14 protein-coding genes and 1 pseudogene are annotated in these 12,862 nt (G+C 61.7%); 8 read left to right on the top strand and 7 right to left on the bottom strand.

Features of this window, described 5'->3' with window-relative positions:
• Positions 1 to 61 precede the first annotated feature (61 nt).
• Entirely contained in the window at positions 62 to 670 is a 609-nt protein-coding gene (gene gstA, locus Q7T10_RS03590) for a glutathione transferase GstA (protein WP_304746009.1), read from the top strand.
• Between the two features lie 7 nt (positions 671 to 677).
• Here gstA and Q7T10_RS03585 read toward each other — a convergent pair whose 3' ends face one another.
• Positions 678 to 1,850 carry a YbfB/YjiJ family MFS transporter gene (locus Q7T10_RS03585; protein WP_304746006.1) on the bottom strand — a complete coding sequence of 391 codons (1,173 nt, stop codon included), beginning with the start codon at positions 1,848 to 1,850 and terminating at the stop codon, positions 678 to 680.
• Positions 1,851 to 1,971: 121 nt separating this feature from the next.
• Between Q7T10_RS03585 and Q7T10_RS03580 the strand changes: the two genes are divergently transcribed.
• On the top strand, positions 1,972 to 3,090 hold the full coding sequence (locus tag Q7T10_RS03580; protein WP_304746004.1) for an alkene reductase: 1,119 nt from the start codon (positions 1,972 to 1,974) through the stop codon (positions 3,088 to 3,090).
• Between the two features lie 30 nt (positions 3,091 to 3,120).
• Here the strand turns inward: Q7T10_RS03580 and Q7T10_RS03575 are convergent, their stop codons facing one another.
• Positions 3,121 to 3,705 (bottom strand): hemerythrin domain-containing protein, encoded by a 585-nt coding sequence (locus Q7T10_RS03575; protein WP_304746002.1) that lies wholly within the window; start codon positions 3,703 to 3,705, stop codon positions 3,121 to 3,123.
• A 616-nt stretch (positions 3,706 to 4,321) separates the two neighbouring features.
• Here Q7T10_RS03575 and minC point away from each other — a divergent pair.
• From minC to minE, 3 genes are read left to right on the top strand one after another with little or no spacing between them, the layout of a single operon-like run.
• Positions 4,322 to 5,110 (top strand): septum site-determining protein MinC, encoded by a 789-nt coding sequence (minC, locus tag Q7T10_RS03570; RefSeq protein WP_304745999.1) that lies wholly within the window; start codon positions 4,322 to 4,324, stop codon positions 5,108 to 5,110.
• Between the two features lie 26 nt (positions 5,111 to 5,136).
• On the top strand, positions 5,137 to 5,952 hold the full coding sequence (gene minD, locus Q7T10_RS03565) for a septum site-determining protein MinD (protein WP_304745996.1): 816 nt from the start codon (positions 5,137 to 5,139) through the stop codon (positions 5,950 to 5,952).
• A gap of 4 nt (positions 5,953 to 5,956) precedes the next feature.
• Positions 5,957 to 6,217, top strand: a complete 261-nt coding sequence (minE, locus tag Q7T10_RS03560) for a cell division topological specificity factor MinE (protein WP_304745993.1) — start codon at positions 5,957 to 5,959, stop codon at positions 6,215 to 6,217.
• A gap of 24 nt (positions 6,218 to 6,241) precedes the next feature.
• Here minE and Q7T10_RS03555 read toward each other — a convergent pair whose 3' ends face one another.
• The 4 genes from Q7T10_RS03555 to Q7T10_RS03540 form a co-directional block, all read right to left on the bottom strand.
• Positions 6,242 to 6,667 carry a DUF1810 domain-containing protein gene (locus tag Q7T10_RS03555; RefSeq protein ID WP_304745991.1) on the bottom strand — a complete coding sequence of 142 codons (426 nt, stop codon included), beginning with the start codon at positions 6,665 to 6,667 and terminating at the stop codon, positions 6,242 to 6,244.
• A 148-nt stretch (positions 6,668 to 6,815) separates the two neighbouring features.
• Positions 6,816 to 7,478 carry a hypothetical protein gene (locus tag Q7T10_RS03550; protein ID WP_304745988.1) on the bottom strand — a complete coding sequence of 221 codons (663 nt, stop codon included), beginning with the start codon at positions 7,476 to 7,478 and terminating at the stop codon, positions 6,816 to 6,818.
• Between the two features lie 25 nt (positions 7,479 to 7,503).
• The gene (locus Q7T10_RS03545) at positions 7,504 to 8,556 is read right to left on the bottom strand and encodes a PEP-CTERM sorting domain-containing protein (protein WP_304745986.1); all 1,053 of its coding nucleotides are present in this window, start codon (positions 8,554 to 8,556) and stop codon (positions 7,504 to 7,506) included.
• A 355-nt stretch (positions 8,557 to 8,911) separates the two neighbouring features.
• Entirely contained in the window at positions 8,912 to 11,170 is a 2,259-nt protein-coding gene (locus tag Q7T10_RS03540) for a cation-translocating P-type ATPase (RefSeq protein WP_304745984.1), read from the bottom strand.
• A gap of 166 nt (positions 11,171 to 11,336) precedes the next feature.
• On the opposite strand from Q7T10_RS03540, the gene Q7T10_RS03535 reads away from it, so the two are divergent.
• The 3 genes and pseudogenes from Q7T10_RS03535 to Q7T10_RS20775 form a co-directional block, all read left to right on the top strand.
• Positions 11,337 to 11,534 carry a heavy-metal-associated domain-containing protein gene (locus Q7T10_RS03535; protein WP_304745982.1) on the top strand — a complete coding sequence of 66 codons (198 nt, stop codon included), beginning with the start codon at positions 11,337 to 11,339 and terminating at the stop codon, positions 11,532 to 11,534.
• Entirely contained in the window at positions 11,531 to 12,004 is a 474-nt protein-coding gene (cueR, locus tag Q7T10_RS03530) for a Cu(I)-responsive transcriptional regulator (protein WP_304745980.1), read from the top strand. Before Q7T10_RS03535 ends, cueR begins: the two co-directional genes overlap by 4 nt.
• Before the next feature lie 9 nt (positions 12,005 to 12,013).
• Positions 12,014 to 12,274 (top strand): annotated as a pseudogene (locus Q7T10_RS20775) (zinc ribbon domain-containing protein); the annotation flags it as partial.
• Between the two features lie 245 nt (positions 12,275 to 12,519).
• Here Q7T10_RS20775 and Q7T10_RS03525 read toward each other — a convergent pair.
• The gene (locus Q7T10_RS03525) at positions 12,520 to 12,858 is read right to left on the bottom strand and encodes a hypothetical protein (protein ID WP_304745978.1); all 339 of its coding nucleotides are present in this window, start codon (positions 12,856 to 12,858) and stop codon (positions 12,520 to 12,522) included.
• Between the last annotated feature and the right edge of the window lie 4 nt (positions 12,859 to 12,862).

Genomic DNA, 12,862 nt, shown 5'->3' with positions numbered 1-12,862 from the left:
AGCATCGGCGCTCCAACAGTTTTTCAAACCGGTTCATCTGAACCACGCCCAAGGACGATCCATGAAGCTCTATTACTCCCCCGGTGCCTGCTCACTGTCGCCCCACATCGCGCTGAAGGAGTCCGGTCTGGCTTTTGAAGCCATTGCCGCGCCCACCAAAACCCACAAACTGCCCGATGGCACTGACTACTACACCATCAACCCGCTCGGCTACGTGCCCCTGCTGGTGCTGGACAACGGCGCCCAGTTGCGTGAAGGCCCGGCCATCCTGCAATACATCGCCGACCAGGTGCCCGCCAGACAACTGGCACCGGCCAATGGCACATTCGAGCGCTACAAGCTGCAGGAATGGCTCAACTTCATCGCCACCGAGCTGCACAGAGGCTTTACGCCGCTGTTCACCCCCGGCATGCCCGACGAAGCCAAAACCATCGCCAAAACCCGCCTGACCTCACGCCTGCAATGGGTCGATGGTGAACTGGCCAAGACGCCCTATGTGATGGGTGACGCCTTCACGGTGGCCGATGGCTATCTGTTCACGGTGGCTGGCTGGAGCAAGCATGTCGGCATCGACATCTCCGGCCTGGCCAACCTGGGTGCCTTCATGGCCCGTGTTGGCGCCCGCCCGGCGGTGCAGGACACCTTGCGCGCCGAAGGCCTGCTCAAGTAACTGGCCGCTACAGGGCCCGCTGGCGCCAGGCCAGCGCGGCCCCGGTCCACAGTGCAAAGGCCGAAAACACCAGCCCGCGGGCCAGCCCGCCCGGGCCATCGGCGATCCAGCCCACGATGGTGGGACCCACAATCTGCCCGACCGCAAACACGATGGTGAAGGCGCTGATGCCGCCCGCCCAGGCGGCTTGCGGCAGGTTGTGCCGCACCAGCGCCGTGGTCGATGCCACCAGCGAAAGAAACACCGCGCCAAACAGGAAGCCGGAGGCCAGAATCACCGGCCACGCCGAGGTCAGCGCCGGCAGCAACGTCGCCAGCCCCAGCAAGGCGCTCAACAGCGCCAGCACCTGCCCGCCCTTGTAGCGGTCCAGCAGACCAGCCCAGATGCGCGATGACGCCAGCACCGCGACGCCCAGCAGGGCATAGAAGGCCGTCACCGCCGGGCCACTGGCGCCCTGCTCGCGCAACAGGGCAATGACAAAGGTCATGTAGCCGATGTAGCCGACGCCAAACATGGCATAGCCCGCCAGTGCAAAGGCAAACGGCCGCCACTTGAATCCGACCGGACGTACAGCACCCGCAGGCGCCATTGGTGCCAGATGCAGCAATACCCTGGCGGGCCACAGCAGAACAGCGGTGACGGCGAAACAGGCCAGCGCCAGCGCCCACCAGGCCCAGGCCCAGCCGTGAGGCACCTGCTCTGCCGCAACCAGCACGGCCGGCACCAGCAACGCCGACAGCACGATGCCAAAACCGGTGCCGCCGTAATACAGTCCGATCAAAAAACCACCCCGCGCCGGCTGCAAAGCGCCGAGCCGCGCCGCCAGCAGACCCCCGGCAATGAACACCCAGGCACTGGCCACGCCCGCCAGCAGGCGCTGCGCCAGCAAGGGCGCCGTGGCCGTGAAGAAACCACTCAAGCCCATGAACACACTGGCCAGCACGGCGCCCACCAACAGCACCGGGACCGCACCAAAGCGCTGCAACAGGCGCGGCGTCATCAACGCGCCCAGCAGGTAACCCAGCGCGTTCACCGTGTTCATGGCACCCGCCAGCGTGTAGGACCAGGCCAGGTCCGCCCGCATGGTGGGCAACAACAGGCCATAGGCAAAACGCGTGATGCCCAAAGACAGTGCCGCGCCCATCGACAGGGCCAGCGCCAGCCAGAGAACGTGTCGCATGGGTGTCAGAGAAAGGGGGGTAGTCGTCGTCATGAAGACTTGCATTGTGCGGGAAAGCCTACAGTCGGATGTGTCACCCCGGCTGGGGTGGTCCCATCCCTCTTTGACAACCAGGTAATCCATGACTTCTCTGTTCGATCCCCTTCAAGTCGGCCGTCTGCATCTTGCCAACCGCATGGTGATGGCCCCGCTCACGCGCAACCGCGCGCCCGGCGCCACGCCCACCGCGCTGATGGCCACCTATTACACCCAGCGCGCCGATCCCAGGAATGGCGCCGGCCTGATCGTGACCGAGGCCACCGCCATCAGCCACCAGGCACAGGGCTACTCGGACGTCCCCGGCATCTGGAGCGACGACCAGGTGGCGGCATGGAAACCTGTCACAGACGGCGTTCACGCGGCGGGTGGAAAAATCGTGATGCAGCTGTGGCATGTCGGACGGGTCTCGCACGTCGACCTGCAGCCCGGTGGCCAGGCACCAGTGGCACCTTCGGCCATCACGGCCAAAACCAAGACGGTGCTGATCAAGGACGGAGTCGCCAAATTTGTCGACACCTCGGCCCCGCGCGCCCTGGCCCTGGAAGAGTTGCCCGGCATCGTCGACGATTATTGTCGCGCGGCACGCAATGCCATCGCAGCCGGTTTTGACGGCGTCGAAGTCCATGGTGCCAACGGCTATTTGCTGGACCAGTTCCTGCGCTCAGGCTCCAACACCCGCACTGACGCTTATGGTGGCAGCATTGAAAACCGGGCCCGTTTGCTGCTGCAAGTCATGACCGCCGTCACCCAGGAAATCGGTGGTGACCGCGTCGGCCTGCGCCTGTCGCCGGTGACACCGGCCAACGATGCGCAGGACGCGCACCCCCAGCCGCTGTTTGAATACGTCCTGGCCCAGCTTACCCCGCTGAACCTGGCTTTCGTGCACATCATCGAAGGTTCGACCGGTGGTCCCCGCGACCATGTCCAGGGCGACAAGCCATTCGACTATGCCGCATTGCGCGCCGCCTACCGCCATGCCGGCGGCAAGGGTGCCTGGATGGTGAACAACGGCTATGACACGCCACTGGCCAATCAGGCGCTGGCAGAGGGTGCTGATCTGGTGGCGTTCGGCCGCCCTTTCATCGCCAACCCCGACCTCACGCGCCGCCTGCGCGAAAATGCCGCCCTCAATGTCCCGGACCGCAGCACGTTTTACGGCGGTGGCGCCAAAGGCTACACCGACTATCCCGCGCTGGCCTGAACCCTGAACCTGGATGAACTGGCGCGGGCCTTAACCCTCGCCCAAGCCAATCGGCGCGGGCGCCCGCATCACGATGCGGGTGAACAGCCGGTCATAGGCCGGGTCCCGCGGGTATTTGCCGGTCAGGGGATCGCAGTTGGTGGCAAAGGCAGCGTCGAGTTCTTTCCAGTCCGCCTCATTCAGCACCTTTTGTGCTGCGGGCAAAATCACGGTTTCTTCGAGGCGCATGTGCTCCAGATAGAAATCAAGATACTTCTTCGCGGCCTGGTCAAACGCCTCACGCCTGGCATCGCCAACCAGTTCCCAGGCCAGCAACAGGTGTTGTAACTCCCGCACCGCCGACTCGCCTTTCGCGTGGTCATGGTCCAGCCGGGCAATGACTTCCACGGTCTCAGGCGCCAGACGCGCCACCCGGGGGAAGAGCAACTCCGACTCTTTTGGGTGATGCAGGCGTTCCGGAAACTCGTCGATGTAGAACAGCATCGCCCGCAACACATCAAAAAAACCCTCAGGCTCATTGACCGGGCCACGTTCGACCATCATGCCGAGCGAACGCAACATCGCCGCCAGCGCAGCATGCTCATCGCGAATAATCCGAATGCTTTCATGGGCCATGGCATATCTCCTTCTTTGCTGCAAGCATGGCATGCGACGGGTCAACTCGCCTTGATGCAGATCAACTGCCCTTCAGCCCCGTTCAGGACGCACTGACTCCCCTGTTTCTGGCGCAACGCCGGTTTTACTCGCCACCAGCCCATGTCTGGCATTGCCCCCACGCACTAAAATCTGTCAAGGAACAACCCTGTGAATAGTTCCGGCACAAGATCATAGTTATCCACAGGAAAATCAAGTCGGGTGAAGTTATCCAGATTCGGGGTACAGTACAAAAGCATGGTCGCGCACATTGATTGACCATAGCTAAGTTATTGATTGGTATGAATAAAATCTTCTTGTCCACAAAGATCGCAACACTCTATCTACTACTACTATCTTTTAAATAGATAAATAAGAAGATAAGTGCAAACAAACCCGCATCAAAAAAATATGCTCACGCCGGCCAGACGTTTGCTTACGAAAACCTGTGAAAGAAGCTGGCAGAGTTCTGGTTTGGCTTGACGCAATCAAGTAAAATCGGTCCTCTGCTGAGTCCCGGCGTCTGGTGTTTCTTTCCAGTCGTTTGTCCTTTTTTTGTCCGCAGCTCAACCGTCCTCTACTGCTTCTTCATTCCCCAATGTCCGTTTCTTCCGCAGGCAATTCGCCTGGCCACACGTCTGCCTCTTTTGAAATAAAAAGTGCCCAATTGCCATTGGTCGCGTTGATGCTCAAGACCAATGACTGGAACTTGCTGGCAGCTGATCTGGAAAAGCAATACGGTGTTGCCGGCGAGAACCCGGATTTTTTTGACCATGACGCCCTGGTGATCGATTTTTCGCAGCTGGCGCCAGACACGCCGCTGCAAGATCTGAAGCCCTTGTTGAGGGTATTGCGGTCCTGTCGGCTGGTGCCTTTGGCGGTGCGTGGTGCCAGTACGGCCTGGATGCAATCGGCCCTCGCGCTGGGTCTGGTTGAAGCGCCGGTCGATGCGCCGCGGGTTCGACCGGCGGCTGCGGCCACGGCGCCGACCGAATACGTGGTCCAAGAGGTGGTCAGGGAGATCGTGCGTGAAATCCCGGGCCAGCTCACCATGGTGGTGGACAAACCCCTGCGATCCGGGCAAAAAATCTACGCCCGCGGCGCTGATCTGGTCGTTCTGGCCATGGTCAACCAGGGCGCCGAAGTGGTGGCAGACGGCAACATCCATGTGTATGCGCCCCTGCGCGGCAAGGCCATGGCCGGCGCCAGTGGCAACACCAACGCGCGCATTTTCTCGCTGTGCCTGGAGCCCGAGCTGATTTCCATTGCGGGCGTGTACCGCACCAGCGAGAACCCGCTGGAGCCTGACGTGCGTGGCAAGCCGGCGCAGGTGCGTTTGAGCAACGATGGGCAGGACAAGCTGCTGATCGAAGCCCTGAAAACCTAATTTTTAATCTGAAAGACGTTTCACCCATGGCAAAAATCATTGTGGTTACCTCCGGCAAAGGTGGTGTGGGTAAAACAACCACCAGCGCCAGCTTTGCGACCGGTCTGGCCCTGCGCGGGCACAAGACCGCCGTGATCGACTTCGACGTCGGTTTGCGCAACCTGGACCTGATCATGGGTTGTGAACGCCGCGTGGTGTATGACCTGATCAATGTCATCCATGGTGAAGCCAACCTTAACCAGGCTCTGATCAAGGACAAGCAGTGCGACAACCTGTACGTGTTGGCCGCGTCGCAAACGCGTGACAAGGACGCCCTGTCGCAGGACGGCGTCGAGAAAGTGTTGACCGACCTGGCCGCCATGGATTTTGAGTACATCGTGTGCGACTCGCCAGCGGGCATCGAGACTGGCGCCCTGATGGCCATGCACTTTGCCGACGAAGCGCTGGTGGTGACCAACCCCGAGGTGTCCTCGGTGCGCGATTCGGACCGTATTCTGGGCATGCTCTCCAGCAAGACCAAACGCGCCATTGAAGGGCTGGACCCGATCAAGGAGCATTTGCTCATTACCCGCTACAACCCGGCGCGGGTGAACCAGGGCCAGATGCTGTCGCTGGAAGATATTCAGGACATCCTGCGCATCAAGCTCATCGGTGTCATTCCCGAGAGTGAATCGGTGCTGCAGGCCTCCAATCAGGGCGTGCCGGCGGTGCACATGCAGGGCAGCGACGTGTCAGAGGCCTACAAGGACGTGATTGACCGCTTTTTGGGTGAGGACAAGCCCATGCGCTTTACCGATGCACCCAAACAGGGGCTTCTGAAACGACTCTTCGGTGGGAAATAAGGCCATGTCATTTCTCTCTTTTTTTGTTGGTGAAAAAAAGAAAACTGCCAACGTCGCCAAAGAGCGGCTGCAAATCATCCTGGCGCACGAGCGTAGTGGCCGCAATGCGGCCGAGCCCGATTACCTGCCGGCCCTGCAGCGTGAACTGGTGGCCGTGATCAGCAAGTACATCAAGATCAACCCGGCAGATATCAAGGTGAACCTGGAGCGCCAGGACAATCTCGAAGTGCTGGAGGTCAAGATCGAATTGCCGGATTCCCGCTAAATAGCAGGCCCCGGGCGGGTCACGCTACGACAGCAGCTTGAGCGTGCTCTCGTCCGGCTTGCCACCGAAGAAGCGTTCCAGCGCCTGTTTGAACACCGGTTCCTGCGGGGCGACCTGCGCGAACAGCGTCATGCACGACTTGAATTTCAGGTCATCGGGCGAGCCAAAAATATCATGCGCGGTCGTGTTGGGCTGGGCCAGCACGAGCTGGGTGCACTCTTTCAGACGCTTGCCCAGGATGGGATGCTGCCAGAAGGCGAGCGCCTCGGCGCCCGACTCGATCGCATAGTGCTTGGCGATCGGGCTGCGGCCCAGTCCCTTGAGCTGGGGAAAGATGAACCACATCCAATGGCTGGTTTTTTCTCCCAGCGCTAGTTCGTTGCAGACAGACTCATAAACCCGGTCCTGCGCCTCGACAAATCGCTCGAGACCTTGTGTTGTCAAATTCATTTACTGCGTCCATCAATAAGTACGTGATTGAAGTGTATGTTGAGGCCGTTAGCGGCCCTCGCCGGCTACTTGGCTCTGCGAACAGGAAATAAAACATGCAGCGGCGCGATTTCCGGTACTTTTCGTCGCTCGAGCAAGAAACGGGCAGCTAAACGCTGCCAGACGCTGGTTGCGGCTTCGGCGATTCGCTGTCCGGTGCCTTCGGACTGTGCTCATAGCCAATTCGGTCCAGGTCCTCGAGGCCCATGATTGGCGCGTACATGAGGTCGCGTGAATCACCGGATCTGGTCCACCCGAGTTTCACCTCGCCAATGGCACGCTTTGCCATCTTGACGAGTCGGGAAGCCGAGAGTTCTGTAAAGACCGGTTTGTCGTTGGCGTACTCCAGAAAACGGGCCATTGACAGCACCGAACTGTTCAATTGCCGGTTGTGAGTGGAGAATTGAAACCGGAAGTTCGCCGAGCGTGTATTGATGTCTTTGGTGGTCAGGAACAGGCGATAGGTCGTGGCTGCCGCCTCGGGCAGGCGTCGGGATGCCGTGACCGCTTGCGCCAGGATATCTTCCGACGCGTACTGATTGGTTCCTGGCATGGGACCAAGGCCGAGGGGCGCCAGCCGGAGTGATGCCTTGATCCGAATTCCGAGTTGCTGCTGCAGAAGCCGGGCCAGGGAAGCGCCGAGATCTTCAGGAAAATCATCTAGCGGCACCACGTAGACCGCAACAGCGTCAAGCGGACTGGTCTGGGCCATGGCCAGCAATCCGTGACCAGCCAGATAGGTGGCGGATAGCAGGAAGTGGCGACGAAGCATTGAACTCTCAAAAAGTGAAATCCAATCAAGCGTGCTGGGTGCGACGGCGAACACCCAATGCTGCTGCACCCAATGCAGTAAGGGTCAATGCGATGCCCGAGGGCTCCGGCACACTTGTTGTCGTTGTCCCACCGAAGGTGAGGGCGATATTGAGAGAGGCATCGCGGATACCCGTTCCAGTGGCCCTGATCTTGTAGGTGCCGGGACCCAGTGCAGCCCCGATCGTGGAGTGAGCAAAGTCATCTACTAAACCACTGAAGCTATCAGACGCAATCAGTGTATTGCCTGCATCAAGCAGGTCGATATTCACCCCAACCAGTCGGGCCCCGATGCCGCCAGCGGGTGAGACATCCCACTGCGCGAACCCGGTCAGGCTGTCCACCCCGGATTCAAGAGCGAAAGTCACCAGTTGTTCCAACGCCCCTGTGTCCGAAGTGACCAAAGAATCGACGATGAGAGACTCTCCTGCTTTGAATGCGACGCCCATCGTTCGGGCATCGTTCAGTTTGGAAAAGAAGGCGGTTGGCTCGTTGGTAATCAGTCCTTGCGTCGGTATTGCACCGGTCGCGGTCGACACGGAAACCGGGGGCGTTCCGGTAAAGCTCAACGCCAAATCAAAGAACGATTCGCGCACCCCCGTTCCCGTTGCCACCAACCGGTAATCTCCGGGGCTAATGCCAGCGACAAAGGTGGAATGCGCATATCCAGCCAGGACGCCGCCGAACACATCGCTTGTGACGAGGGCGTTGGTGTTAGCGTCGACTAGGTCGACATTGAAACCCACGAGACGAGGTCCTGGATCCGCGGCAGCGCCAATCATCCATGCGGCATGGCCGGTCAGACCCGTGACCCCGGCGCCAAGCGTGAAGGACGCCGACTGAGCCAATGCTCCGGATCCGGAACGGACAAGCGTATCGACGTACAGGGTGTCACCAGCATTGACTGCTTGTCCGACGGTTACGGATCCATTGAGAGTGTCGAAGAAGACCGTCTGAGGTGTCGCGTTCGCCAATTGCGACAAACTGCCCGAGAGCAGAATCGCAGCGACTCCAAAGCGCAGAAGAACAGCTCGTTGCATGCGGACCTCCGACTTCAATGAAAGGTGGATCGGCGGTGAAGAATTCACCGGCGGTCAGTTTTGCATGAGCAAGCAATTTTCTTACCCGCGTTGGGACGGGCGACCAATCTTCATATTAATCAACAACTTGGCCGCCGGTGGGGACAACGCGGGAAATTCGACTGTAAAAATACTCGACGCGGTGGAGGAGACGGGATTCCCGACCTCACAGAGAGGTGCTCAGAAGTGGTGTCCTGACCGCCGCCGCTTTCAGGGCGATGCGCCAACGGCTTGGGCGCGGCAACTAAATCACTCGAAGCGCTACAAATATAATAGCTAAATGCGCATATTCCACGTGGGCTAGAGCCCTATTTCTTCAATCCTTCCCAGGCTTCCAGCGCTTGAGCAGCAGCGCGTTGCTCATCACGCTGACCGAGCTCATCGCCATGGCGGCACCAGCGACCACCGGGTTCAAAAAGCCCAGCGCCGCCAGCGGAATACCGGCCACGTTGTAGGCAAAGGCCCAGAACAGGTTCTGCCGGATTTTGGCCACGGTGCGGTCGGAAATCTCCAGCGCCGCTGCCACCAGCCGCGGGTCGCCGCGCATCAGCGTGATGCCAGCCGCATGCATGGCGACATCGGTGCCGTTGCCCATCGCCATGCCGACGTCGGCGGCCGCCAGTGCCGGTGCGTCGTTGACGCCATCACCGACCATCGCCACCGTGTGTCCGCCCTCCTTCAGCGCCATCACTTTGGCCGCCTTGTCGCCGGGCAGCACCTCGGCCATCACTTCGCCCTCTTCCGGGCGCAGGCCCAGGCGGTGCGCCATCGCTTCGGCAGCGCCCTGGTTATCACCTGAAATCATCACGGTCTTGATGCCGCGCACGCGCAGAGCCGCCAACGCCTCTTTGGCGCCCGGTTTGGGCTCGTCGCCGAAGGCCAGCAGGGCGCGCAGGGTCAGGCCCTGCGTGGTGCGCTCGGCCATGGCCGAGACGGTGGCGCCCTGCGCCTGCAGTGCTGCGGCCTCCACGGCCATGGGGCGGGTGTCGACCTTGAGTTCGTCCATCCAGCGCAGGCTGCCGATCAGAAAACTGCGCACACCCACCTCCCCTTCGCTGCCACGTCCGGGTACGGCACGCACGTTGTCGGGCGCCTCAAAACTCAAACCCTGTTCCTGCGCGCGGCTGACAACGGCGCGCGCCAGCGGGTGTTCGCTGCCGCTTTGCAGGCTGGCCGCTGTCTTCAGTACCTCGTCTTCAGTGATGCCGGGTGCCACCCGCAAGGCGGTCAATTTGGGGCGGCCTACCGTCAGGGTGCCGGTCTTGTCGAACGCCACCACATCCACCTTGTGCGCCAGTTCCAGCGCCTGCGCGTCCTTGATCAAAATGCCGTGTTGCGCGGCGACGCCGGTGCCCGCCATGATGGCCACCGGCGTGGCCAGCCCCAAGGCGCAGGGGCAGGCGATCACCAGCACCGCCACCGCGTAGATCAGTGCCTGCTCGAACGGGTGGCCTGTAAGCCACCAGCTCAGCAGGGTGACCAGCGCGATCACCAGCACCACCGGCACAAACACCGCGCTCACCTGGTCCACCATGCGCTGGATCGGCGCCTTGGCGGCCTGGGCGTCTTCCACCAGACGGATGATGCGCGACAGCACGGTCTCGCTGCCCACGGCGCGCACCTGCATCACGATGCGGCCCTCGCCGTTGATGGACCCTCCGGTGAGCGCCGCTGCCGGGTCGATGGCCGCGCCCTGATCCGGGTGTTCGGACGCGCGTTTTTCCACCGGCAGCGGCTCGCCGGTGAGCATGGATTCATCCACCTGGGTCTGGCCCTCCAGCAGCACGCCGTCCACCGGAAAGCGCTCACCGGGCTTGACCACCAGCCGGTCGCCCACCAGCACCTCGGCCACCGGCACATCCACTTCCCCATCCAGCCCGATCAGGTGCGCCACGTCCGGGCGCAGGGCGTGTAGGGCGCGGATGGCCGAGGTGGTCTGCCGCTTGGCGCGCACCTCCAGCCATTTGCCCAGCATCACCAGTGTGATCACCAGCGCCGAGCCTTCAAAGTAAAGGTGCACCATGGCACCCGGCTCGGCGGTGAGCCACAGCCACATCGACAGGGCCCAGCCGGCCGTGGTGCCAATCGACACCAACAGGTCCATATTGCCGGTGAACGCCTTGAGGGCGTGCCAGCCTGCTTTGTAAAAATGTGCCCCCAGAATGAATTGCACCGGTGTGGCCAGTGCGAACTGCATCCAGGGCGGCAGCATCCAGTGCATGCCGAACAGGTCGCCAATCATGGGCAGCACCAGCGGCGCTGATAGCGCAAGTCCAAACGCGACGGGCGCGAAGCCCGCCCAGGGCGAGGCATCTTCGGCCAGCACCGCGGCATCGGCGGCGCGCGGCTCGTAGCCCGCATCGCGCACGGCGCGGCGCAGCCGGGCCTCCATCTGCTCGCCCGGCGCGACCACGATGCGCGCCGATTCGGTCGCCAGATTGACCGTCGCATCCTGCACGCCGGGCACTTTCTTCAGGGCTTTTTCGACCCGCGCCACACAGGAGGCGCAGGTCATGCCGCCAATGCCGATGTCCAGTGGCAGGGGGGCGGGCGAGGAGGCGGCAACAGTATTCATGAACAGCATCCTAATCCTTCCCATGATGGCAAGGTCAACACGGGCTGCATTTAAACCCTTCAGCGAACCGTGGTGTTGCCGGCTCGCTTGACCTTGCCATGGTGGCAAGGTTCACGCTATGCTGCGTCTCAAGCCATTCTTACCGTTTTACACACAGGAGTTTTCCATGAACCAGACCTTCACCGTCACCGGCATGACCTGCGGCCACTGCGAAAAGGCGGTGACGCGCGCCGTGAAGCAGGTGGACCCGCAGGCCGAAGTCACCATCGACCGCGCTGTCAACCTGGTGGAAGTGCAATCCGATCAACCCCGCGAACTGCTGGCCAAGGCCATTGCCGAAGAAGGTTACGCAGTCGCAGCATGAAAGGCAACGATCGGGTGCCCGACGAGGCCGCTGCGCTGGACAACACATTCTGGCCGGTTGCCATTGGCACGGCGGCGCGGCTTTCCAATGTGTCGGCCAAGATGGTGCGGCACTATGAGTCGCTCGGACTGCTCGCACCGGTGGCGCGCACCGACAGTGGCTACCGCCAGTACAACGAGGCCGATGTGCGCACCCTGCAGTTCATCAGGCGCGGGCGCGACCTGGGCTTCTCCATGGCCGAGATCGCGGAACTGGTGGACCTGTGGCACAACCGCAAGCGCGCCAGTGCCAGCGTCAAGCGCATCGCCCAGAGACACGTCAATGACCTGGCGCAACGCATCGAAGCCATGCAAGCCATGCAGCGAAGCCTGACCTCCCTGCTGCACTACTGCCATGGGGACGAGCGGCCCGATTGCCCCATCCTGGATGATCTGGCGGGCACAAACCACGGCAACACACCGCGTCTTTGAGTTTTCTCAATGGCGGGTCTCCGTTCTCTGCATTTAATTCGCAGTCAGGGAGGACGTTTTTCGGGGGCAAGGTCAAAAAGCCGCATGTCGCTTCGCCCGCCGCAACAAGGTCGCCTACGTGAGATGTCGTCACTACCCCCACCGCTCCAGTGCCTCTTCTGCAACCACCTCAATCCGGCGGGTGCAAGCTTTTGCAACGACTGTGGTTCGCAGATGCACCTGCAACCCTGCGACCGGTGTGGCGCGATCAACAAGCGAACGGCGCGAAACTGCTACAAATGCGATGCGGGATTCACGCTCCCTGCGGCACCCGAACCCGACTCGGCGCCACAGGATGCCGGCATCGAAAAGCTGCGCACGTCTGCACCAGTTGATTCCGCTCTCCCTCCCCCTGAATCAGCGCCGGCGTATGAAATAGTCTCGTCGGCCAGTGCGGCGACGGCGAACCGATCGCGGCGCACCGTGCACTTTGCCGTGCCAGCGATGGTGCTCGTGGCAATGGCCGCCGGCGTTTATTACTTTCTCGTCCCGTCGGCGCCCAGCGCCAAGAGGCCGGGCGCCGCGCCACTGGCCAGCGGCGCTTCCGGTACCTTGAATTCCGTCAGCGCTGGGCCCGCGACCGCTGACGCGCCCATTGAGCCGGCATCGGCAGCGACCGGCGTCACGCCAAAGCCTGCAGCGGCGATATCAGGCCCTGGCGAGGCGCCAGCGCCGTCACCGCCCAAGGCGGTCGCTGCAATGACCGCGCGGCGATCACCGCCGCCTGACGCGGAACCAATCACCCCGCCGCCGCCGATATTGGCGCAATGCCCGGACGCCGTCGCAGCGCTCGGGCTCTGCAGTTCCGCTACCAAAGAG

The organism is Rhodoferax sp. (genome assembly GCF_030646845.1).
In the GTDB taxonomy this organism is placed as follows: Bacteria; Pseudomonadota; Gammaproteobacteria; order Burkholderiales; family Burkholderiaceae_C; genus Rhodoferax.
The sequence above is the reverse complement of the archived record's forward strand: the minus strand, read 5'-3'. Positions and strand labels throughout refer to the sequence as shown.